Raw genomic sequence first — 21,487 nt, forward strand, 5'->3', positions numbered from 1 at the left:
TTGTACCGCCCCCCGCCGCAACATCTGTCGCCACGCCTGCAAAAGGCGGCGCGACAAAAAAACTCAGCTACAAAGATCAGCACGCTCTGGAGAAGCTCCCCGGCAAGATTGCAGATCTTGAGGCCAGTATCGTCAAATTACGCGAAAAGCTCGCCGACCCGGGTCTGTATGCCCGCGATCACGCGGCGTTCATACGTCACACTGCAGCTCTTGAAGCCGCCGAGCGCGATTTGACGGACGCCGAGGAGCAGTGGCTGGAACTGGAGGTAAAACGGGAAGGATTGGGGACCGGTTAGTGAAAGAGCGATTTATTGCGTGAGCCTTTATGCCGACATCCACTCTTGAGAGGCTCACGATCGGTCACCATCGACGACGGCCTCACCTGCGCAGATGACGCGACTTCCCACTACAACGCGCCCCAACGATCTCCTTGCTCAGGCACTATAAATTTCACACCCAAATCACTTCCTTCACGCAACTGTTGAAGGATCAGCCTTCTATACGCCGCGTCTCCGCCAACAGGGTATTTGACGTGCGACACAATCACCGTCACGCCCTGTAAAGCCTTCGGCCGCCCGGCCTCCTCCGCGAGATCCCGCAAAGACGCGATCAGATATTTGGGCGTCATGTGACCAAACAGTTGTGAGTCGGGTCGGGGATCGGCGTACGACGCCTCAGTGATGATCGTGTGAAGCTGACCCGACCGCACAAGCGGCGCCAAAGCCCACCATAACTGGTGTCCCCTGTTCCCACCAGACGGGCTATCAGGACCGTGATCGCCCAGACAGACGACGGCGGAATTTCCTCCCTGCACCAGGAACGCCGTAGACTGCACGCCTCCATGCTCCAGTGGCCACGCCGTAGCCGTCATCGCCGTATCGGCGATCTGCATGGAGACGCCGGGCGTCATGTCGCGCAGACGCAACCCACCGAGCCGCGGCGCCTTGCCCCTGTCAGAGAAATTCGGCCACGCCACCCAGTTCAGATAATCGTCGCTAAGCACGCCATTTGTAGCTGGGAGAGCATACACCGCCTTACCAGGATAATCTGTCGCCGCGACCAGCATGCCCGCGACATGGTCAAGGTGAGCGTGCGTGATGAGAAACGCCTTGATATCGGAACCCAGCACCTGATCCGGCGTCCGCCCACCCAGATTGCCACGCTTCGCCGCAACGAGCAGGCCGTTGCCCAACGTCCCTGCATCGCACATGAGAGAGCGGGGATCGCCAGACGGATGAATCAGAAAAGCGGAGAGATCACCATCGACGATCCCGCCACGGACGCCCAGAGCCACGATTTCCAGACCGGGCGGAGAGTCAGCAGCGGACGCTGACGCATCTGGCGCCCGGACAAGCGGCAGGAGGGACAACAGCAGCAACAGCCCCGCCGTTCGCCAGAGACGTTTTGGGCGAACGGATATACTGACGCTGGTCACAATCGCAGCGCTTGGAATCATCCGGCGACCAACCGCCCGCCCTTCAGGGCGTCCTTGAACGCACGCCAGTCCGCTTCGCTCTGATCGGCGTAGGCGACGGAAAACCCCGCAATCGCGTCGGCGAACACCCCACCTTTGCCTATATAACCCGTCAGCATCGCAACATCTGCTGAACGGACATGCGCGCGCGCCAGAGTGCGGCCGCACAATGCGGCGTAGAACGGCAGCTCGTCCTGCTGCATTACAGTTCCTATCTGCGCCAGACGCGCATCTTTGACGCGACGGACGTAAAACTGCCGCCCGACAGCCTCGCCTTTTCCTGCATCATCCGTATGGGTCCAGCCGAGGAAACGATCCGGCGTGACCTGCATCACGCGCTGCCCCGTCACGACGCGCTCTCCGGCGTTGGCGTAGCCGGACCGGCCAGCATAGGGAGCAAGAACGGAATCCTGCGCCTCCTTGATCTGCAAAAGCAATGTCTCGCCATCTGCGTTTGCAAACAGACCAATCGCGCAGAACGTGCCGACGCTGCCAACCCCCACGACCTTGAAGATCACATCTTTCAGGCGATAACGCCCAAGCAGCACCGCGCGCTCGGCAGGTTGCGCAGCAAGATATCGGCCGAACGCAGCCCGGATTGCGTCGTCATGGTCAGGCAGACGCACGATGAGCGGTGGCTTCTCCCGCAAGCTCGGTCCCTTCCTTTCCGTCGACACGAGACCGAAATTGCCGCTCGCGCTCTCCAGCCGCGCCTGAAGAATACCGCGCACCCGCTCTCGCACGGATTTTTTCTCGATGGCGTCGATGGTCGCAAGCAGATCGACTTTTTCGCTCCACGCCTGCAAGGGCGTCATACGATTCAATCGTTGCAACTCGCTCTGATAGGCGTCAGCCGCGCTCACGACCAAAGCCCGGCAAGGGCCGTCGCCAAGATCATTTTCCCGCCCGGCCAGCACCAGCGACGTCCCCAGCCGTTTGATGTCCCACTCGAAGGGAGCCACGCTCGTTTCATCAAAATCGTTGATGTCGAAGACAGGTATCCCGTCAGATGACGCGAAACTGCCAAAATTGGCGAGGTGACAGTCGCCGCAACTCTGCACGCGCAGCCCCGCCGCAGTCGTCGCGGAAAGATCGGTCGCCATGACAGCCGCAGCGCCGCGCAAAAAAGCGAGAGGCGACGCCGCCATGCGCTCGTAACGGATCGGCAGGAGGCTTGCGATCCGGCGTTCTCCCTGAGCGATAAGAAGCGCTATGGGGTCAGCCCGGCGCAGCGCGGGATTCCACTCGGCCTGACTGCTGCGTTTCGCGTTCTCGCGCAGCCGTCGCCCGACGGCGTGGCGTTCCTTGCGCGTGGTCAGAGCGGATGCGGCGGCCTCACCGGTCGCGAGAAAGGACATGAACGTCATGTCTGCATTTTACGCGGTTTATGCGCGCCTGCCCATGACGAAGAAACGGCGCTTCCCGCAGAAAGCGCCGCTGAAACAGGCCGTCATCCGAAAGAGCCGACGGATGAGTAGGGCTTCCAGATAAACTGCGTCGCGGCGGCCATGCCGTCGCGACGCAGCGCGGTCTTAGGCCTGCGTCGCCAGGAGCGCAGTCAGACGTTGCGCGAAGGCGGCAGGGTCCTTCGGAGCCTCGCCATCCTGAATGCGCGCGATATCGAGCGCCACCTGCGCCAGTTCCGCGATCGGCTCCTTCTCGGCGGCGCGGCGCGCCAGCGTACGGATCAACGGATTACGCGCATTGACCTCAAGGATCGGCGCAGTCTCGGGGATCTTCTGTCCACTGCGACGCATCAGCTTCTGCAACTGCAGATCCGGCCCATGCTCCGGCGCCGCCAACACCACGGCGCTGGACACCAGACGATCCGTGCCGCGAACTTCCGACACTGCCTCGCCCAGCGCTTCCTTGAGCGCGGGGATCAGGATGTCGAGATCGGCAGCGTCGCCAGTATCGGCCTCACCCTCGATCGCGAACTTCTCAAGGTCGGCATGGCCCTGCGTCACGCTGCGCAGCGTCTTGCCCTCGAAGCTGGACAAACGCTCCGGCCAGAACGCGTCGACCGGATCGGACAGCAGCAACACTTCGATCCCACGCGCGCGGAAGCCTTCGAGTTGCGGTGATTTCGCCAGCGCGTCCTCGTTGTCGCCGGTCAGGAAATAGATCGCTTCCTGTTCCGGCTTCATGCGCGCGACGTAATCGCCAAGCGTCGTCCAGCCTTTCGCCGCGTCCTCTCCATCTGTCGGCAGCGTGCTGGAACGGAAGCGCGCGAGACCAGCCAACTCCGTGCGGTGCTCGGCGTCTTCCCAGACGCCCTCCTTCACGATGGCGCCGAAATTTTCCCAGAATGGCAGGAAGGTTTCCGCATCCTTCGCGCGGTTCTTCAGATCGGTCAGCACGCGACCCGTAACGGCCTTGCGGATACGAGCCAGAACCGGCGTCGCCTGCAGCATTTCACGAGAAACGTTGAGGGGCAGGTCTTCGGTGTCCACAACGCCCTGCACGAAGCGCAGCCAGGACGGCACGAGGTTCGCGTCGTCGGTGATGAACATCCGCCGCACATGCAGGCGAATGCGGCTCTCACGCGACTGCTCGCTGAACTCGAACGGACGCGATCCGGGGATGAAGAGCAGCGAGGTGAACTCGATCGTGCCTTCCGCGCGCCAGTGCAGCGTGGCCCAGGGCGTGTCGAAATTATGCGTGACGTGACGGTAGAAGTCGTTGAGCTGCTCTTCCGTGACCTCGCTCTTCGGCTTGCGCCACAGAGCCGTTCCCTCGTTCGCCGGGCTCTCGCCGTCTTCCTTCAGGATGGTGATCGGCCAGGAGATATGATCGGCCCACTTACGGATGATCGCCTGCAGACGCCATGTATCAAGGAACTCGTCGGCGTCTTCCTTGATGTGCAGCGTGATGTCCGTGCCGGCCTTCTCGCGTGTCGCGGGCTCCAGCGTGTAGGCGCCCTTGCCTTCCGACGCCCAGCGCCATGCCTCTTCCGAACCTGCGCGGCGGGAGACGACCTCGACACGATCCGCCACCATGAACGCGGCATAGAAGCCGACGCCGAACTGTCCGATCAGGTTTGGCTTGTCTTCCGGCTTGGCGCTCTCAAGCTGCTGGCCGAAGGCACGCGTGCCCGAGCGCGCGATGGTGCCAAGGTTGCTGACCAGTTCATCCCTGCTCATGCCCGAGCCATCGTCGCTGATGGTCAGCAGGCGCGCTTCCTTGTCCGGATTGATGCGGATCTTCGCGTCTTCCGGCAGCGCGCGCGCGCCGTCGGTCAGCGCCTCAAAGCGACGGCGGTCCGTAGCGTCGGCGGAGTTCGCGACCAGTTCGCGCAGGAAGATTTCACGCTCGGAATAGAGAGAATGAACGACCAGATCGAGCAGACGCCCGACCTCTGCGCTAAATTCATGCTGTTCGGCTCCGCCCTGCGGCGCGGAGGACTGGGTGCTGCTGGTCTGCTCGGTCATTGCCGACGCTGTCCTTTTCTCTGAAACCATCCCCTCGTCGCCCGTCGGCGGCACGGTCAGGCTCCTGTATTATCGACAAACGACGCCTCTGACCCGCCATATGGCCGGGTCGGACATCGCCTTCGCCGGCCATGACTCGGCCCGGCATTACGGTGTGGACATATTGGCGTCCACGTCGACGATTTCAACCGGCGTCATGATGTTCTGTCACGCATAAAGGCGCCGCCGCCTTCGTCCGACGAGAACACGCCTTACGTATGCGCCCCGAATCCGTCACACCTTTTTGGAGAGACGCCCTCGCGCTGGCGTCAGCCCTCGTGCCTACAAAGAGGCGCGTCCTCTCTGATCCGGTTCTGACGACGGATAACAGAATCGGGCCATGTGAACCGTCAAAACGCGTCTTACAGGCGGCAGGTAACTTAATTTTCGCACACTTTTCGCTTCAGTCTGGCGGAGCCGCTGAAAACGGTGTCGGATATTGCCCCCCTTCACGATTGCTCTCAGCTTCGGCTGTGACGTCGTTGCCTGCCGGAGACCGATGATCGTGCCCGCATCGCTATTCACAGAACAACTGGCCAGCCGCTTTGCGCGCATCGCCCTTGGCCATGTTCGGCGAGAATACCCCAACAAGCCCGGACATGTGCTGAGCGCCGACGCCGACGCCCGGACGCCAGCCGCTCTGCATCCTGTATTTTACGGCAGCTTCGACTGGCATTCCTGCGTCCACAGCTACTGGCTGCTCGCGAGAGTGTTGCGACGCTACCCGACCGCCGACGCGGTCCACGACATCAAAGCTCTGTTCGACGAGCAGTTGAGGCCAGAAAAAGTCGCCGGTGAATGCGCCTATTTCTCCGAACCGGCGGCGCGGGGGTATGAGCGTCCCTATGGCTGGGGATGGCTGCTGAAACTCGCTGCGGAACTTGGCGCGCTGCGGGAAAACCCGTGGCGAGACGCAATCGCGCCTCTGGCCGACGTCATCGTTGCGCGCTTCACCGATTTTCTTCCCCAGGCGACCTATCCCGTTCGTGTCGGTACGCATTTCAACACGGCGTTCGGTCTGCGGCTGGCGGCCGATTACGCCGCCACATTGCCGGGCAAGACGTTCGCCGCGCTGCTCTCCGACACGGCGCTGCGTTGGTATGGCGAAGATCGAGCCTGCCCCGCCTGGGGCGAACCGAGCGGCGATGATTTCCTGTCGTCCGCGCTGATCGAAGCCGAGTGCATGCGCAGCCTCGCGCCACCGAAGATGTTTTCAGGCTGGTTCGACGCGTTTTTGCCAGAACTGGGCGAGAGCATGCCCGCGACGCTGTTCCTGCCGGCCACGGTCAGCGACCGTTCGGACGGCAAGATCGCGCATCTCGACGGGTTGAACCTCAGCCGCGCCTGGTGCTGGCGGTCATTGGCGGGCGCTCTTCCCGACAATGACCCGCGCAGGGAAATCATGAATGAAGCCGCGGCGCTTCATGTCGACGCGGCCCTGCCTCATCTGGCGGAGGATTATATGGGCGAGCACTGGCTCGCCAGTTTCGCCGCGTTGGCGCTGGACGGGGCGTAACGCCGCCGCCCAGCGCCTTCAGCTTACGCGGCGCTCTTGTTTTTGAGTGCTGCGAGCACGTCTTCCGGGCGGATCGGCTGGTGACGCAGGCGGACGCCGACCGCGTTGAAGATCGCATTGGCGACTGCGGCGCCGACGACCGTCACGCCCGGCTCGCCCAGCCCCATCGGCTTTTCCGTGCTTTCAATGAACTCGACATCCATCTCCGGCACACTTGCGATGCGCAGCGGCGTGTAGGTGTCGAGGTTGCGATCCTTGCAGGTCCCGTCGACGATCTCGCTGCCTTCGCACAGGGCCATGCTCAGGCCCCAGAGCGCGCCGCCTTCGGTCTGCGCCAGGGCGCCGCCCGGATCGACGATGGTGCCCGCATCCAGGACCAGCCACAGCTTTTCGCACGTCACCAGACCGGTCGCCCGGTCGACATGAACCCGCGCCGCGCCTGCGGTCCAGGTCGGCATGCCGCGCTCCTGACCGAAGGTTGTCGCCACGCCAAGGCCGGTATCTTTCGGCAAAGGCTGACCCCAGCCAGCCTTTTCGGCAAGGCGCTTGAGAACAGCGGCCTGACGGAGGGCGCCGCCATTGGAATCCGGCGCCTCCCCCTTGTTACGGCCGTCCGGCCCCTCGCCGTTGAGCATCGACAGGCGCAGGGCGACAGGGTCCTTGCCGGTCTCGTGCGCCAGTTCGTCCCAGAACGCCTCCAGCGCCCAGCTCGTCCAGCCGGCGCTGACGGAACGCAGCCAACCGGGACGGAACGTGTCGTTGGCCAGATCATTACTGATCGCCCGCACCCGAAGGGGACCGCAGTCGTACCAGTGATCGGCGCCCGCGATCGCGAACTGATCATACGGCTTGCCGTCGACGCCTTTGGCCATCGCCACCGCCGCCATGACCTGCGTCGGCCATCCTGCGGCCGCGTGATGCTGCATGCCGTGGAACGTGTCCTTCCCGGTCATCGCGACGCGCAGGGTCTGCACCGACGGAGACCGGATTGAATCGAACATCATGTCGTCAGAACGCGTCAGGATCAGTTTGACCGGCTTGCCGCCCAAAGCCTTCGACGCCAACGCCGCCGGAACCGCGTAATCGCCATTCAGGCGACGTCCGAAGCCGCCGCCGAGCATATAGGTCATCATCCTGACCTTGCCCGAAGCGACGCCCAGCGCCTTTTCGATGACCGGCAGAAACAGGCTTTGCCACTGGTTGCCGCAATGGATTTCCCAGACGCCGTCGTTCAGACGCGCAAGCGCGTTCATCGGCTCAAGCTGGTAATGCATCACCGAGGCGCAGGTATAGGTGCGCTCGAACACTGTCGACGCTTTCGAAAACGCGTCGTCCACGCCTTGATCGTTCACGACCATCACGCCAACGCCCTTGTCGGCGATCAGCCCGCGCGCGTGGTCCTGAATGTCTTTTTCGCTAACATGCGCCGTCTTGCCCGGCGTCCATTCCACCTTGAGCTTGTCGGTCGCCCGGATGGCCGCGGGGTAGGACGACGCAAGCACGACGACCCAGCCGGGCACCGTGTCCGAGGGATCATCAAGCACGATATACCGCAGATAACCCGGCACCTTCTTCGCCTCGACGTCGTCAACCGAGACAACCTTCGAGCCGTACCGCGTGGGCGGCATTTTCGGGCGGCCATAGACCATGCCGTCGATTTTCGCGTCGATGCCATACATCGCCGTGCCGTCGATCTTGGCCGGGATGTCGAGCGCCTTGACGTCCTTGCCGACCATGCGACGTTCGGACGCAGGCTTGAGCGGAAGCTTCGTCAGTTCGTCGGGCGTGAAGCTGCGCGTCGGACGCGCCTGCCCCACGATGTCGCCATAACCGAGGGAGCGGTCGCCCGCCGTCACCACACCGTTGCGCGCAACGCATTTGTCCGGCGTCACGCCGAGAATTTTGGCGGCCTCTTCGACCAGAACGGTCCGCGCGGCGGCGCCAGCCTGCCGGAAAACATCCCAAGTCTGCCAGACGGACCAGGATCCGCCCGTGACCATCATTCCCCATTTCGGATCGGTGTCGACGTGGGTGATCTTCACCTTGTCCCAGTCGGCTTCCATTTCATCGGCGATGATGCGCGCCAGCGCCGTTCCGACATGCTGGCCCATCTCGGCGCGGATGATGTTGACGTTGACCTCGCCATCCGAACCCACCGAGCACCAGATTGTCGGCTCGAACTGCTCCGGCGGCAACGGCGCGCCCGCAGGGAAAACCTGCGTCGCGCGCGCCTGTCGGGCGAAACCGAACAGCAGCGCCCCGCCGACGCCCGCAGAGAGAAAGCCGCGACGGGAAAGTCCCGTCGCGCTGGCCAGCGCCCGATCCTGTTCGGCGGCGATGCGCTCGAGCCTACCCATTGGACGTCTCCCCGGTCTTGGCGGATCGCATCGCGATGGCGGCCTGTTTGATGGCCTTGCGGATGCGGATGTAGGTCATGCAACGGCACAGGCTGCCGCCCATGACCGCGTCGATATCCTCGTCGGTGGGCGACGGGTAATCCTTGAGCAGGCTGGCCGCCTGCATGATCTGGCCCGACTGGCAGTAGCCGCATTGCGGCACCTGAAGGTCGCGCCACGCCTCCTGCACAGGATGCGCTCCTGCCGGGTCGAGGCCTTCGATCGTCGTGATTTCAGCACCGGCAATCGCCGAGATCGGGGTGATGCAGGATCGCGTCGCCCGCCCGCCGACATGCACGGTGCAGGCGCCGCACTGACCAACGCCACAGCCGAACTTGGTTCCGGTCAACCCGAGATCGTCACGGATCGCCCACAGGAGCGGCGTGTCTTCCGGCCCATCGACCGAAACGTCACTGCCATTGAGTTTGAACTTGATCATCATCCGGCTCCGTGACCGCGGCTCAATGGGAGGAGTTCACAGGAGGAATCTCGACAAGCTTGCGCGCTTCCGCAGCCTTCTTCTCAAGATCCGTCCACGGCGGCCGCGTCGTCCGCGTGCGGCGCAGATAGGCCGCGATGCGGGCCATGTCGTGGTCGCTGAGAGCGTTATAGAAACTCGGCATCGCGACGCCGCTCTGTCCCTCTGGCGCTGTGAGACCGCGCAACATCACCATGAACAGGTCGTTCGGTTCGTCGAGCCACAGGGCGCTGTTCAACGCTAACTCAGGCCGACCGAGCACCGGAGACGGCGCGGCGTTGTAATGGCAGGCCGCGCAGGCTCCCTGATAGAGCGTGGCGTCGGCGTCCGTCGTGGGACCGAGCAGATCGCGCTTCGACTGCTGCATGGCGAGTTCAAGAGCAGCCTTATCGCCCGAGACGCGCTGCGCCGAGTGGTCGATGTCAGCGAAGTAGTGCGCGATGGCGCGAACGTCGGACTCAGGAATCTGCGACAGGAACTGGTGCGGCACCGGCGACATGGGGCCGCCCGCCGGACCGTGCAGCGGCGCTACGCCGTAGCGCAGGTAAGCGAATAGTTCGTCCTCGGTCCAGACGACCGGCGTCGGGTTGTGTTCGTTGAGCGGGGGGGCGATCCAGCCGTCGACGACGGCGCCGTCGTAACGGGAGCCGGATTTCTCTGCGCCGAGCAGGTTGCGCGGCGTATGGCAGGAACCGCAATGGCTCGCGCCCTCGGCGAGATAAGCCCCGCGATTCCACTGCGCGTCATGATTCGGGTCCGGCTTGAAGTCGCCGGGGCGGAAGAACAGCATCTTCCATCCAGCGAGCACGATGCGCGGCGTGATCGAGAGCGGGAACGTGTTCTCGCGATGCGTCATGTGGACCGCAGGCTGCGTCATCAGCCACGCATACAGGTCCGAGATGTCGCTGTCGGTCATCTTCGTGAAATGATCGTACACGAAGGCTGGCAACAGGTGCGCGCCGGAACGCGATACGCCCAGCTTCATCGCGCGAGCCAGCGCCTCTTCCGACCAGCCCCCGATGCCCGTTTCCGGATCAGGGGTGATATTGGGCGAATAGATCGTCCCGAAGGGCGACTGCATCGCATAATCGCCTGCAAGAGTCGGGCCACCGCCAAGATCCTGCCGCGTGTGGCATTCCCCGCAATAGCCCTGCGCCGCCACGATGCGGCCACGTTCTATCTGGGCGGCCGAAAACTGCCCTGATTTCGGCAACGCGACTTTCGGCAAAGCCGGGTACCACGCGTACCAAAGAAAGCCGAGGCCGCCGACGACTGCCAGTCCGACAACGGCCGCGAGTATGCGTTTGATCACTGCGCCCCCACTACCCGAAAACAGGACTTCACGATCAGAACGACGACAAATCGTCGCCGTACACGCGATCGCGAGCACCTGAAGCGATGCATTAAATGCATATCAAAAGGGTAAAAACCACGAAAACGACATATGATTTATGTCATGGCGGAAATGGTAGCAACAGACTCACGGCTTGCCAGCATTGTTTAGCAATTGAAAGTATTGTCTATATTCACCCATATATAGACAATACTTGTTTAATTGTTGAGAATTGTTCTTATTTCTCCAACATTCACATGAAAGAGACGCCCGAAGAACAAAGACTTATCTTCAGGCGCCTGTCCTCTTGACCGATCACGCCTGCATGTCGGCCAGAACCTTCGCCGCCCCGCGTTCACGAATATCTTCACGAAACGCGACAAACCGGGAAGCGAACGACTCGCTGCCAGCGACTCCCCAACCGTCAAAAAGCGTCAACGAGAGCGGCGCCGCCAGATCGTCAGCGCGCAATGTCGCCAGATCCGCGTCGCTGGCGTTTGGCTCACGCAGGTCAAACGGCACGCCCTTATCGTCGACGTTGGCTGCATTCTCCGCCCAGCAGGCAAGCGTAAACGCTTCCAGGCTGAAGTCGCGCCCGGCATCGATTAATTCACGCACGGTCGTCCCCAGAAAGACCGGCAGTTTGGCGAAACTGTCGGAGGCAATGCGCTCAAGCTGATCCCCTACCGCTGCGCTACGGAAGCGCCGCAGCACATTGCGCGCATACTCGCCCAAATCGACATCATCTGGTGGCGTGAGAAGCGGCGCCACATCGCCATCCAGAAAACTTTCCAGCAAGCTGACGACACGCAGATCCTGCATCGCGGCATGCACGGTTCTGTAACCAATACGAAGCCCTACATGCGACACCACCGTGTGGGCGGCATTCAACATCCGCAGCTTCACCTGCTCGTACGGCGCGACGTCCGCCCGAAGTTGAACGCCCACGGCTTCGAATTCCGGCCTGCCAGCGCAGAACGCGTCTTCAACCACCCATTGCTTGAAATCTTCCGAATAAACCGGCGTCAGATCCTCGACGCCGCTCGCATCGCTCAGGCGTGCGACATCCGCGTCCGTAACCGATGGCGCGATGCGATCGACCATGCTGGATGGAAAAGATACGTTTTCGCGTATCCATGCGCCGAGCGACGGGTCGCGCGCCTCCGCAAACCCGCAGAACGCGCTCTGCGCCGCCGCCCCGTTATGCTGCAGGTTGTCGCAGGACAGCACCGTGAACGGGCCAATGCCCGCGTCCCGCCGAAGGCGTAGTGCTTCACATACAAGACCGAACGCGCTTTGCGGGATATCCCGCTTCAGGTCCTCAGCGATGAATGGATCGTCAAGCATGAACGCGCCGTCGGCGTCGACGAAATATCCGCCCTCGGTAATGGTCAGGGTCACGATCCGGATCGCAGGGTCGGCGAGACGGCGAATCAGCGCATCATAACCTTCGTTGCAGCTGACATAGTCCACGATCGAGCCGACGACGCGAACGACGGTTGGGTCGTCCGGCGAAAATTCCGTCAGCGTGAACAGGCCGTCCTGTTTGTCGAACGCGTCGGCGCGCTCGGTCTCGCGTTTTCCCTGCCGGATGCCGACGCCCAGAATTCCCCAGGCTTCCTGGCCAGGGAGCGCCAGAATTCGATCCAGATAGAGCGCCTGATGCGCGCGATGAAAATTGCCGACCCCGATATGTGCGACGCCTGCCGAGACCTTCGTCCTGTCGTAATCCGGCGTGACCACGGTCACGGGCAGTTTCTCAAGGGTCGCGTTCGACAGGTGGGCCTTCATACCCTGACTCCTATAAATTATATGTAGAACGAGAGGCCCGATGTGTCGGGTGGGCCTCAATGCGCGCAAAACGCCCCGTGTTATGAGGCGTTGCCGGAGAATGTCGGGATCGGAACGCCGACATGCCAAAACCGGACTTGAAACCGGAACGACGGTTGGGTATGACCGCCGCTCATTCACGCGCCCGGGCCTGTGGGGCATGCCCGGCCGTGCTCTGCCTTTCCGCCATGCGGAGGGGCCATTCGTCAAGGAGACCGAAATGCCCAAGATGAAGACCAAGTCGTCGGTCAAGAAGCGGTTCAAGATCACCGCGACCGGCAAAGTGCTCTGCGGCCCTGGCAACAAGCGCCACGGCCTGATCAACCGCCCGCAGAAGATGAAGCGCACGAATCGCGGCCCGCAGACCATGACGGACATGGATGCGAAGACCGTGAAGCAGTGGGCCCCCTACGGACTGGCTTGAGGAGCATCTGAACTATGGCACGTGTTAAGCGCGGCGTTACGTCGCACGCCCGTCACAAGAAGGTCCTCGAGCTCGCCAAGGGCTATCGCGGCCGGTCATCAACGAACTACCGCATTGCGCTTGAGCGCGTCGAGAAAGGCCTTCAGTACGCCTATCGCGACCGTCGCAACAAGAAGCGTGAGTTCCGCGCCCTGTGGATCCAGCGTATTAACGCCGCTGTCCGCGAGCATGGCCTGACCTACAGCCGTTTCATCAACGGTCTGGACAAGGCTGGCATCGAAATCGACCGTAAAGTTCTCGCCGCCATCGCTTTCGATGACGCCGCGACCTTCGGTGAAATCGTGAAGAAGGCGCAGGCCGCTCTCGCAGCAGCCTGAAGCCGGTCTGGTCTTGAAGGCCAGACACACAAAAAAGCCGCCTTCGGGCGGCTTTTTTTATGCGGGTTTTTCATACTCAAATCATGCGGCAGCATGCCCGTCGCCTCAGACAAGCCATCGCGTCGGACGCCCAGTCGCGCGATCTGACGGGGATGATCCGGGCGAGTCGGCGCTTTCGGGCGGTCGTGTATTGCCGTCCCGGAGCGCACAGCGCGAACCTGAGACAAGCAGCTCCCTCTCTACGGCACAGCTAGAGCATCATCCGATCACACGGAATCGGCTGATCGGATAAAGGGTCTCGACAAAACAATAAACCAGAGCAGTTTCCGTGAAGGGGTGTGAACGGATGAGGCTCTAGCCGGGACGTGGCGACACCAGCGGCAGAAAAATATCCTCGACAATCTCACGGATCGCAGCGACTGAAAGCGGGGCGAACGTCATCAGTAACTCGTGGCGAACCAAGTCCAGAGGCAACGCGGCGATCCGGGGCGTCAGCCGTGTCGGGTCGATCTCCCCGCGCTCCACAGCCCTCGCTAGAACGGCGCGAAACTGATGTCCATCCACGATACACGCGTGCAGATCGGCAAAACTGGATCTTTCGGCTGCAAGATCCCGCTGCATATCGAACACCAGTTGCAGCCCGTCTCCCCTGGAGCGATTCGACATGAAGCGGAGAAGCAGGCTGAGTTCCTCGCGCAGACTACCGAGATCAGGAATGACGATGGTGTCCCGCGCGAATTGTCGCGCCAGAGCCGCCGTCGCCAAAGCCAGACGTCCGGCCCAACGCCGATGCAGCACGGGTCGACTTGTTCCGGCTCGGCGAGCGACATTTTCCAGGGTCAAGGCCGCATAACCGCTTTCGGCAAGCTCGGCCCATGCCGCATCCAGGATGGCCTCCTCCAACGCTGCGCCGCGCCGTCTCCTCCCGTCCTGAACTTTCATCATCGCCCCTTTAGATGCACGAAGAATCTTATTGCCTTCCAAGCCACAGCGAATAAGATACACAAAGAATCTTATATCACGGAAATACCATGACCGCTGAACAGACCCCAGCCAGAAAACGACGCGTGCTGATTTCAGGCGCGAGCATCGCTGGGCCCGCACTGGCGTTCTGGCTCGACCGCTACGGCTTCGACGTCACCGTCGTTGAGCGCGCTCCCACCATCCGCACCGGCGGTTATCCAATTGACGTGCGCGGCACGGCGATTGACGTGATCGAACGGATGAATCTGCTGTCCCAGGTGCGTGCTGCGCACGTCGAAAGTCGTATGATGACTTTTGTCGATGCTCAGGGCGACATAATCGGCTCCGTCCCGATCTATGCGGCTATCGGCAGCGACCTGTCCCGCGACGTCGAGCTGCCGCGGGGCACGCTTGCCAGCCTGCTTTATGACGCCACCCTCGGCGGCGCGATCGATTATCGTTTCAATGAGTCCATAGAAACGCTGCGTGACGATGGCGACGGAGTCGATATCCGTTTCACCAGCGGACGCCAGGAGCGATACGACATCGTCGTCGGAGCGGACGGCATGCACTCGCTCACCCGGCGTCTGGTTTTTGGACCGGAGGCGCAGTTCACACGCTTTCTGGGCTTTTCCTTTAATATTTTTACTCTACCGAATGACAGGGGACTATCCCACGGCGGCGTGTTTCACGCCGAGCCAGGCAAAGTCGCCGGGCTGTTCGCCGTGAAGGAGAGCGATCAGCTGTTCGCCTTTCTTACATTTGTTGCGGACGACGCGTCGATCTCTGGCAACCGCGATCCGCAAGAGCAGATCAGGCGAACGCGAGCGGCTTTTGCGGGTATGGGATGGGAGATTCCGCGCCTGCTCGATGCGATGGAGGATGCCGACGACCTGTATTTCGACACAGTGAGCCAGATCAAGATGCCCACGTGGTCACGTGGCCGGGTGGCGCTGCTCGGCGACGCGGCCTACGCTCCATCGTTTCGTTCGGGGCAGGGTACAAGTCTGGCGCTTGTGGGCGCGTATGTGCTGGCGGGCGAACTGGCCACGCACGACGATCCGACAGACGCATTCAACGCTTATGACCGCCTTATGCGGCCCTTCGTAGAGGCGAATCAGGCGTTGGCGACCGACGGGCATGGCGAATTCTTCCTGCCCCGCACCCCGCAGGACATCGAGGCGCGCGACCGGATGCTTGCCGAAATTGCGAAGAAAGGAACGGCAAATCTGTTCGGCGATGGACGGACGGTTGCGCATACCGCGTTGCAACTGCAGGATTATCCGTTGCCGCCTTTATGAACACATACGCCGAGCGACTTTAATCGCGGACCTCGCAGAGCCATTTCGAGCTTTTCGTCAGGCTGCACACTAAGGGGGTGTCCTTCCCGCCGGACGCCCCCGTCTGGAAAGAGCTTTCAACGAGGTGTTGGCGCAGAAGCGCTCTTTCTCTTTGTTTCTACGGACACTTCCCGCTCAAACGAGTTCATTTCGGCAAATTACGCCTGTGGCGCCGCACTGGCGTCACACGCATGGCCTGAAACCCGGACTGCGGTTTCGCCCAAACACCTTGCCTCAGAAGGATTTGCTACGCGTCGGCGTCCTCATTCTGAACCACAGGCGTTGGGCGGTTATTCTCGTCAAGAGCCACAAACACGAACCGCCCGCGCGTGACCATCTGGGTCTCGGGCGTGTGTCGCAAGCGCCGCCACGCCTCAACATCAACCGTGATCGACGTGCGCCCCACCTTCGCAATCTTGGTGTAGACAGAGAGCTCATCCCCCACGATCATGGGCGCCAGAAAAGACACCTTGTCGATCGCGACGGTGGCGCATTTTACGTTAGCAATCCCAAAGGCCGCCGTGCTGGCCGCAAGATCCATCTGCGACATGACCCAGCCGCCGAACACGTCGCCTGCAGCGTTGGTGTTGCTCGGCATGGCGATCATACGAATGGTCAGATCGCCGGTCGCTTCCTTGGCTTCGTTATGTAGCATCAAATCATCGTCCCAAACTGCTCAAACCGATTGATCTGACCATCGCCCAAAGCGCCGACGCCAACAAATCACATGCTGGGCGCCACGCCCATCAGCGGGCGCCTTCAGTGCCCGGACGCGCCGTATAACTGCTCAGGCGAGACTTCCGGCTCCGAGATAATTTTCAGGCCATTTGCATCGAATGACCGAAAAAAACAGGACCGGCGCCCGGTGTGGCAAGCCACGCCCGATTGATCCACCAGCAGCAGCACCGCATCTCCGTCACAGTCCAAACGTGCTTCGACAAGACGCTGGACCTGCCCCGAGGTCTCGCCCTTGCGCCACAGCTTCTTTCGGCTGCGCGAATAGTAGCAGACCCGCCCACTCTCCAGCGTCTCCCGCAACGCATCCCGATTGAGCCACGCGACCATCAGGATCTCGCCGGTGTCCACCTGCTGCGCGATGCCGCAGATCAGGCCGGATTCGTCGAACGCAACGGACTCAAGGGCCCGTTCGATCGCCTCAGAGGGTAATCCCACCATCGCCTGCGTCATCATGATCCCACTTCATTTCCCTTGGACGCTTCCGGCTCCTGCCCCGCTCTCAGAGCCTCACGCAGCCATTCAGGAGCGCGCGGAGTAATCGTATGTCCCTCAACCGTCATCGGCGTCTCGCCCGCCGCGAGAACTGCGGCGGGGCGCACCATAGCCAGCCCACAATGGTCGCGGCTCGAGCGAACCTGTCCAACCTCCACGCCCCCCGCCATGACCGGCGCGCCTGGCGTCAGCGACGGCGCGACCGACGCGAAGGGGACCAGTCGACGCTTCACCAGACCGCGATAACGTGTCCGCGCCGTCAGCTCCTGCCCCATGTAACAGCCCTTGGTCCACGACACGCCGTTCAGCAGATCGAAATTGGCCTCGAGCAACAGAGTCTTGTCCGCTTCGCAGTCGCGCGGGCCATCAGGCAGGCCAAGCGTCAGACGATGGAGATCGTATGCGGCGGCGTCCGCATCGGCCCGTTGCGCCACATCCGGCAGGAGTAACCTCCACCCCGCCTCGGGCAAGCGCGGATCGGCGAAGACGATTGCGTTTTCAACGGTCGCTGCGTCAGGGAGAGCGCCCCAGGCGGCGTGAACCGCAAAACTGGCCGGGACCAGCGATACGTCCGAGCGCAGGCGGAACCGCTTGAGCGTCGTGATCACCATCTCCACCTGAGACGCCGGGCAGTCCAGCAGAAGCTGCTCCCCGTCCGGATCGGCGACCATGAAAAAATCGGCCTTCCATCGCCCCTGCGGGGTCAGCAGCGCCGCCCACACGGCCCTGCCGTCGCGAGCCTCAGCCACGTCATTGGAGACCAGCCCCTGCAGGAACTTGACCCGATCCGCGCCGCTCACCGCGATGACGGCCCGATCGGGTAGATGCGCGAAATAGGACATCGACATTGCTCCTCGCCCAAGGACGGAATCCGAAGGCGGGCAATCTAGAGCATGGTCAGTCCCGAAGGAAAGCTGGCGGCGTGTCCGTCTTATTCCGCCGACGCAGGGGCCGCCGCGCGGCGGCGTTCGCTCTCCGTCTTGAGCTGTCCACAGGCGGCCAGGATGTCGCGCCCGCGCGGCGTGCGGATCGGCGAAGCGAAGCCAGCATCCATCACGATCTGCGCGAATTTCGCCTGCTGTTCCCGCGTGGAAGGCTTGTAGTCGCTGCCGGGCCACGGGTTGAACGGGATCAGATTCACCTTCGCGGGCAGGCCGCCGATCAGGCGCACCAGTTCGCGGGCGTCGGCCTCGCTGTCGTTGATCCCGCGCAGCATGATATATTCGAAAGTAATGCGCCGGGCGTTGCTGGCCGACGGATAGCGACGGCAGGCCGCCAGAACCTCGGCGATGGGATATTTGCGGTTCAGCGGCACGATCTGGTCGCGCAGATCGTCGCGCACGGCATGCAGCGACACGGCGAGATTGATCCCCAGTTCCTCGCCGCAGCGATCCATCAGCGGCACGACGCCGGAGGTGGACAGGGTGATGCGACGGCGGGACAGGGCGATACCCTCCCCATCCATCACAATGCGCATCGCCTTGGCGACATTCTCGTAATTATACAACGGCTCGCCCATGCCCATCAGAACGATGGTGGACAGCAGGCGGGGCGTCTCGCCCTTCGGGCTCGGCCACTCGTTGTAGGAATCGCGGGCCGCCATGAACTGCCCCACGATCTCGGCGGCGCCGAGATTGCGGACCAGCTTCTGCGTGCCTGTGTGGCAGAAGGTGCAGGAGAGCGTGCAGCCAACCTGCGAGGAGATGCACACGGCGCCGCGATCCTCCCGCCGGTCGGGGATATAGACCGTCTCGGCCTCCTGCCCGTCGCGGAAACGGAAGAGGAATTTTCGGGTCTCGTCCGTCGAGGTCTGCACGGTCGCCGCCTCCGGTCGCCCGACGATGAACCGCTCCGCCAGCTTCTGTTGCAGCGGCCTGGCGATGGAACTCATCTTCGTGAAGTCAGTCACGCCCTGATGGTAGATCCAGTGCCAGAGCTGCTTGGTGCGGAACGGTTTCTCACCGATTTCCGCCAGTTCCGCCGTGATCTCCTCGCGCGACATGCCCACGAGATCGCGCCGTCCGTCCGCAAGCTGCGCCGGCGGCGGGGAGAAGAGCGCCGCCTTGGCGAGAATCCGCGCGCGATCCGCCGCATCCAGATCCGCGGGCGCGGAGTCAGACGGCTGGTGGGAAAGGGCGGAGGATTCGTGCAGCGACATGAGTGTTTGGGTCCGACGGCGTGGGGCGCTTTGTGCGTTGGGGCGAGCAATTAACACGGACGACGCCGGATGAGGAGAAAAATTAGAAAATTGGGCTACCCTAACGCACTGACTCACAAAACCGCAAAGGAATCAATTTATACAAACATCTACACCCCACACAAAAGCAGTCCTCCTGCTTCATAAAAACCATGAAATACGGGAAAACGTGAAATATTAATGTCTTTTTAACGTTGATTTTTCTCTTTAATGTGCAAAAAAAACACATTACTCATGAGGAATTTATCATGGCTAAGAGCATAAATATTCTCTTCCAATCCTTCGAGACCTCATCTGCACGGTGCAATAACTCCGCGATGACTGCAGCACTTCTGGTAGACGACAGTGGGGCGTTGCTTCACAAAGAAACAGGCACTCCATTTATACCGAGAGCGGACACAAAATTTAACGTCGCTCACACGAAGAGCAGGGCCGAGGCGAATATAGCGCTGGGGAATTACACCCAAGCATACAGCCTAAGCGATACCATGCCAGATACCCAGAATCTAAAGGTACTTCCAGGCGGAAGTAGGCAAGATGCGACAGGAACGATTTTGCCTCGAACAAAAAGTATGGAGAGCTTATCACCGCAAGAACGCACAGAATATCTAGGTCAAGACACCGACACAGACCAATCGCGAAGAGCTCAAAATGCAGCAATGCATGTCGTCGCAACATTATATCAGTTCCGAGCGGATCTCCTGATACTAGCAGAGGTCGGTTTTGCAGAAGCTGCCGCCATTATAACTATGTCAAAAACCCTCGATAATGCAAAAACCTTCAAAAGAGGATCCGATAGGCAGCGGAAGAAAAAACACGATGGAATAGACGCAAGTTTTTTTAACGGATCCGAAGTGCAATCCATTACCCAACCCAGCAGGGCGCAATCATTTTCCTTCTGCGCTGCACAAAAGTCCTTAGGTGACATAAATATTCCCCAAAGCCAAAGTGGCGAGACAGAAGTCGGTTTTGCTTGCATAGAATTCAAAAATCTCGTTATAGCGGCGGTTCACACTCCAAATGAATCACAGCAAAAGGCAATTATCTACGAACGAATATTAAAATTCTCAGAAGACAATTTCGGAAAACCTTGCGATATCATTGTAGGCGACACAAATGTACACTCCGCCGTCTTCACGAAAAACGAGGGGGGCTCCCCAACGGCAAAAATCAGAAATGCTGTGTCAAAATTTTTCCAAAGAGCCGATGTAAAAAGCGACGAACCAAATTACGTAGAACCTGTGAGAAAAACTATGCAGGAAAAATTATTGAGCGGTGAAAAAAAAATCAAACTTTCTTCAATAAAAAATCTAGAGAAAAGAGAATTAAATAAAAAGCGAGGCATCGCCATGGATATAGTTACCATGCGAAAAAACCCCACCTACAAAAACGCATCAATTGATTTGACTAGCACAAACAGCACACTAAACAAACATATCGATTATTTGTTTTACAACGAAAACACTATAGAGTCAGTTAGTGTGAAACATGTAGACGCACTCACATCAGGTTACCCCGGCACAGATCATTCAGGGCTCGCCGTCACTATAACTCCCAAAAACTGATAACTAAGAGAGAGAAAACAGAATTTTTCCAAATATATAAAAATTCAGAACCGATATTCGTGTATTGAACAATATTCTACAATAATCCACCCCATCAATGCGTTGTCCTCTTGGCTCCGATTAGAAACTCGCGGTTCCCCTCCGGCCCGGTAATCGGGCTGGCCTCGACGCCTAGCACTTCCCAACCCGGAAGATCGCGCCACCATGCGGAAATCATCTCGCACACCTGCTCATGCACGGCGGCGTCACGGACCACACCCTTGGCGCCGACATGCTCCCGCCCGGCCTCGAACTGCGGCTTGATCAGAGCCACGGCCCACGCATCGGGCGTCGTCAGGGCGAGCGCCGCCGGAAGAACGGTCCGCAGACCGATGAAGCTTGCGTCGCACACCACGACGCCAGCGGGCTCCGGGATCAGCTCCGCATCCAATGCGCGGGCGTTCTGCTTTTCCATGACCACGACGCGAGGATCGGACCGCAGCTTCCACGCGAGCTGTCCATGGCCGACATCGACGGCGTAGACACGTTCGGCGCCGTTGGTCAGCAGCACATCCGAGAAGCCGCCGGTCGAGGCGCCCACGTCGATGCAGACGCGGCCTTGTGGAGAAAATCCGAAGAACGGCAGCGCGTGAGCAAGCTTCAGGCCACCGCGCGACACCCACGGATGATCCTGCCCCTTGAGCGCCAGCGGCGCGTCCTCGGGCAGCATGTCGCCCGCCTTCGCCACGCGCCTGTCGCCCGTGTAGGCCAGTCCCGCGAGGATCAGCGCCTGCGCGCGGGCGCGGCTTTCGACCAGCCCCCGGTCAACAAGAAGCTGGTCGGCGCGGCGTTTAGCCACCGATTACGCGCTCTGGGTTATGTTTGAGTTTATACCGAGAGCGTTGAGTGCGGTTT

At 60.9% G+C, this 21,487-nt stretch carries 20 protein-coding genes; 7 read left to right on the forward strand and 13 right to left on the reverse strand.

Features of this window, described 5'->3' with window-relative positions; translation table 11 throughout:
- Positions 1-296 (forward strand): ABC transporter C-terminal domain-containing protein (locus HK28_RS08280; RefSeq protein WP_255376464.1); only part of this gene is annotated, 296 nt, incomplete at its 5' end.
- A gap of 110 nt (positions 297-406) precedes the next feature.
- Here HK28_RS08280 and HK28_RS08285 read toward each other — a convergent pair.
- The 3 genes from HK28_RS08285 to htpG all read right to left on the reverse strand — a co-directional run bounded on the left by HK28_RS08285 (position 407) and on the right by htpG (position 4,905).
- Positions 407-1,378, reverse strand: a complete 972-nt coding sequence (locus HK28_RS08285) for an MBL fold metallo-hydrolase (RefSeq protein WP_158093425.1) — start codon at positions 1,376-1,378, stop codon at positions 407-409.
- Between the two features lie 74 nt (positions 1,379-1,452).
- Complete coding sequence (locus HK28_RS08290; protein WP_233140432.1) at positions 1,453-2,841, reverse strand: DUF2252 domain-containing protein; 1,389 nt, start codon at positions 2,839-2,841, stop codon at positions 1,453-1,455.
- Between the two features lie 165 nt (positions 2,842-3,006).
- A complete protein-coding gene (gene htpG / locus HK28_RS08295; protein ID WP_086644125.1) occupies positions 3,007-4,905 on the reverse strand; it encodes a molecular chaperone HtpG in 1,899 nt (632 codons plus the stop codon).
- Here htpG and HK28_RS13770 point away from each other — a divergent pair.
- Complete coding sequence (locus HK28_RS13770; RefSeq protein ID WP_143217364.1) at positions 4,883-5,122, forward strand: hypothetical protein; 240 nt, start codon at positions 4,883-4,885, stop codon at positions 5,120-5,122. The genes htpG and HK28_RS13770 overlap by 23 nt on opposite strands.
- Positions 5,123-5,449: 327 nt before the next feature.
- Positions 5,450-6,460 (forward strand): DUF2891 domain-containing protein, encoded by a 1,011-nt coding sequence (locus tag HK28_RS08300; RefSeq protein ID WP_086644138.1) that lies wholly within the window; start codon positions 5,450-5,452, stop codon positions 6,458-6,460.
- Positions 6,461-6,483: 23 nt separating this feature from the next.
- On the opposite strand, the gene HK28_RS08305 is transcribed toward HK28_RS08300, so the two are convergent.
- The 4 genes from HK28_RS08305 to HK28_RS08320 form a co-directional block, all read right to left on the reverse strand.
- Positions 6,484-8,817: a xanthine dehydrogenase family protein molybdopterin-binding subunit gene (locus tag HK28_RS08305; protein ID WP_086644126.1), complete on the reverse strand. Its 2,334-nt coding sequence runs from the start codon at positions 8,815-8,817 to the stop codon at positions 6,484-6,486.
- Complete coding sequence (locus HK28_RS08310) at positions 8,810-9,295, reverse strand: (2Fe-2S)-binding protein (protein WP_086644127.1); 486 nt, start codon at positions 9,293-9,295, stop codon at positions 8,810-8,812. Before HK28_RS08310 ends, HK28_RS08305 begins: the two co-directional genes overlap by 8 nt.
- Before the next feature lie 22 nt (positions 9,296-9,317).
- Positions 9,318-10,646, reverse strand: a complete 1,329-nt coding sequence (locus HK28_RS08315) for a cytochrome c (protein WP_086644128.1) — start codon at positions 10,644-10,646, stop codon at positions 9,318-9,320.
- A 336-nt stretch (positions 10,647-10,982) separates the two neighbouring features.
- Positions 10,983-12,458, reverse strand: a complete 1,476-nt coding sequence (locus HK28_RS08320) for a mannitol dehydrogenase family protein (protein WP_086644129.1) — start codon at positions 12,456-12,458, stop codon at positions 10,983-10,985.
- Between the two features lie 259 nt (positions 12,459-12,717).
- On the opposite strand from HK28_RS08320, the gene rpmI reads away from it, so the two are divergent.
- Both rpmI and rplT read left to right on the forward strand, forming a co-directional pair.
- Complete coding sequence (gene rpmI / locus HK28_RS08325) at positions 12,718-12,921, forward strand: 50S ribosomal protein L35 (protein WP_026397856.1); 204 nt, start codon at positions 12,718-12,720, stop codon at positions 12,919-12,921.
- A 14-nt stretch (positions 12,922-12,935) separates the two neighbouring features.
- The gene (gene rplT / locus HK28_RS08330; RefSeq protein ID WP_086644130.1) at positions 12,936-13,298 is read left to right on the forward strand and encodes a 50S ribosomal protein L20; all 363 of its coding nucleotides are present in this window, start codon (positions 12,936-12,938) and stop codon (positions 13,296-13,298) included.
- A gap of 354 nt (positions 13,299-13,652) precedes the next feature.
- Here rplT and HK28_RS08335 read toward each other — a convergent pair whose 3' ends face one another.
- Positions 13,653-14,243, reverse strand: a complete 591-nt coding sequence (locus tag HK28_RS08335; protein ID WP_233140433.1) for a TetR/AcrR family transcriptional regulator — start codon at positions 14,241-14,243, stop codon at positions 13,653-13,655.
- Between the two features lie 86 nt (positions 14,244-14,329).
- Here HK28_RS08335 and HK28_RS08340 point away from each other — a divergent pair, with 86 nt between their 5' ends.
- Positions 14,330-15,562 (forward strand): FAD-dependent monooxygenase, encoded by a 1,233-nt coding sequence (locus HK28_RS08340; RefSeq protein WP_086644131.1) that lies wholly within the window; start codon positions 14,330-14,332, stop codon positions 15,560-15,562.
- 286 nt (positions 15,563-15,848) lie between these two features.
- On the opposite strand, the gene HK28_RS08345 is transcribed toward HK28_RS08340, so the two are convergent.
- The 4 genes from HK28_RS08345 to rlmN all read right to left on the reverse strand — a co-directional run bounded on the left by HK28_RS08345 (position 15,849) and on the right by rlmN (position 18,989).
- Positions 15,849-16,256 carry an acyl-CoA thioesterase gene (locus tag HK28_RS08345; protein ID WP_086644132.1) on the reverse strand — a complete coding sequence of 136 codons (408 nt, stop codon included), beginning with the start codon at positions 16,254-16,256 and terminating at the stop codon, positions 15,849-15,851.
- Between the two features lie 104 nt (positions 16,257-16,360).
- Positions 16,361-16,789 carry a phosphoribosyl-AMP cyclohydrolase gene (gene hisI / locus HK28_RS08350; protein ID WP_369823628.1) on the reverse strand — a complete coding sequence of 143 codons (429 nt, stop codon included), beginning with the start codon at positions 16,787-16,789 and terminating at the stop codon, positions 16,361-16,363.
- A complete protein-coding gene (locus tag HK28_RS08355) occupies positions 16,789-17,673 on the reverse strand; it encodes a folate-binding protein YgfZ (protein ID WP_086644141.1) in 885 nt (294 codons plus the stop codon). Before HK28_RS08355 ends, hisI begins: the two co-directional genes overlap by 1 nt.
- Positions 17,674-17,762: 89 nt before the next feature.
- Positions 17,763-18,989, reverse strand: a complete 1,227-nt coding sequence (rlmN, locus tag HK28_RS08360; RefSeq protein WP_086644133.1) for a 23S rRNA (adenine(2503)-C(2))-methyltransferase RlmN — start codon at positions 18,987-18,989, stop codon at positions 17,763-17,765.
- Between the two features lie 287 nt (positions 18,990-19,276).
- Here rlmN and HK28_RS08365 point away from each other — a divergent pair, with 287 nt between their 5' ends.
- A complete protein-coding gene (locus HK28_RS08365) occupies positions 19,277-20,593 on the forward strand; it encodes a hypothetical protein (RefSeq protein ID WP_158093426.1) in 1,317 nt (438 codons plus the stop codon).
- Between the two features lie 94 nt (positions 20,594-20,687).
- On the opposite strand, the gene HK28_RS08370 is transcribed toward HK28_RS08365, so the two are convergent.
- Positions 20,688-21,431, reverse strand: a complete 744-nt coding sequence (locus tag HK28_RS08370; protein ID WP_086644135.1) for a TlyA family RNA methyltransferase — start codon at positions 21,429-21,431, stop codon at positions 20,688-20,690.
- Positions 21,432-21,487 lie beyond the last annotated feature (56 nt).

The organism is Acetobacter sp. DsW_063 (genome assembly GCF_002153745.1).
Taxonomy (GTDB): domain Bacteria; phylum Pseudomonadota; class Alphaproteobacteria; order Acetobacterales; family Acetobacteraceae; genus Acetobacter.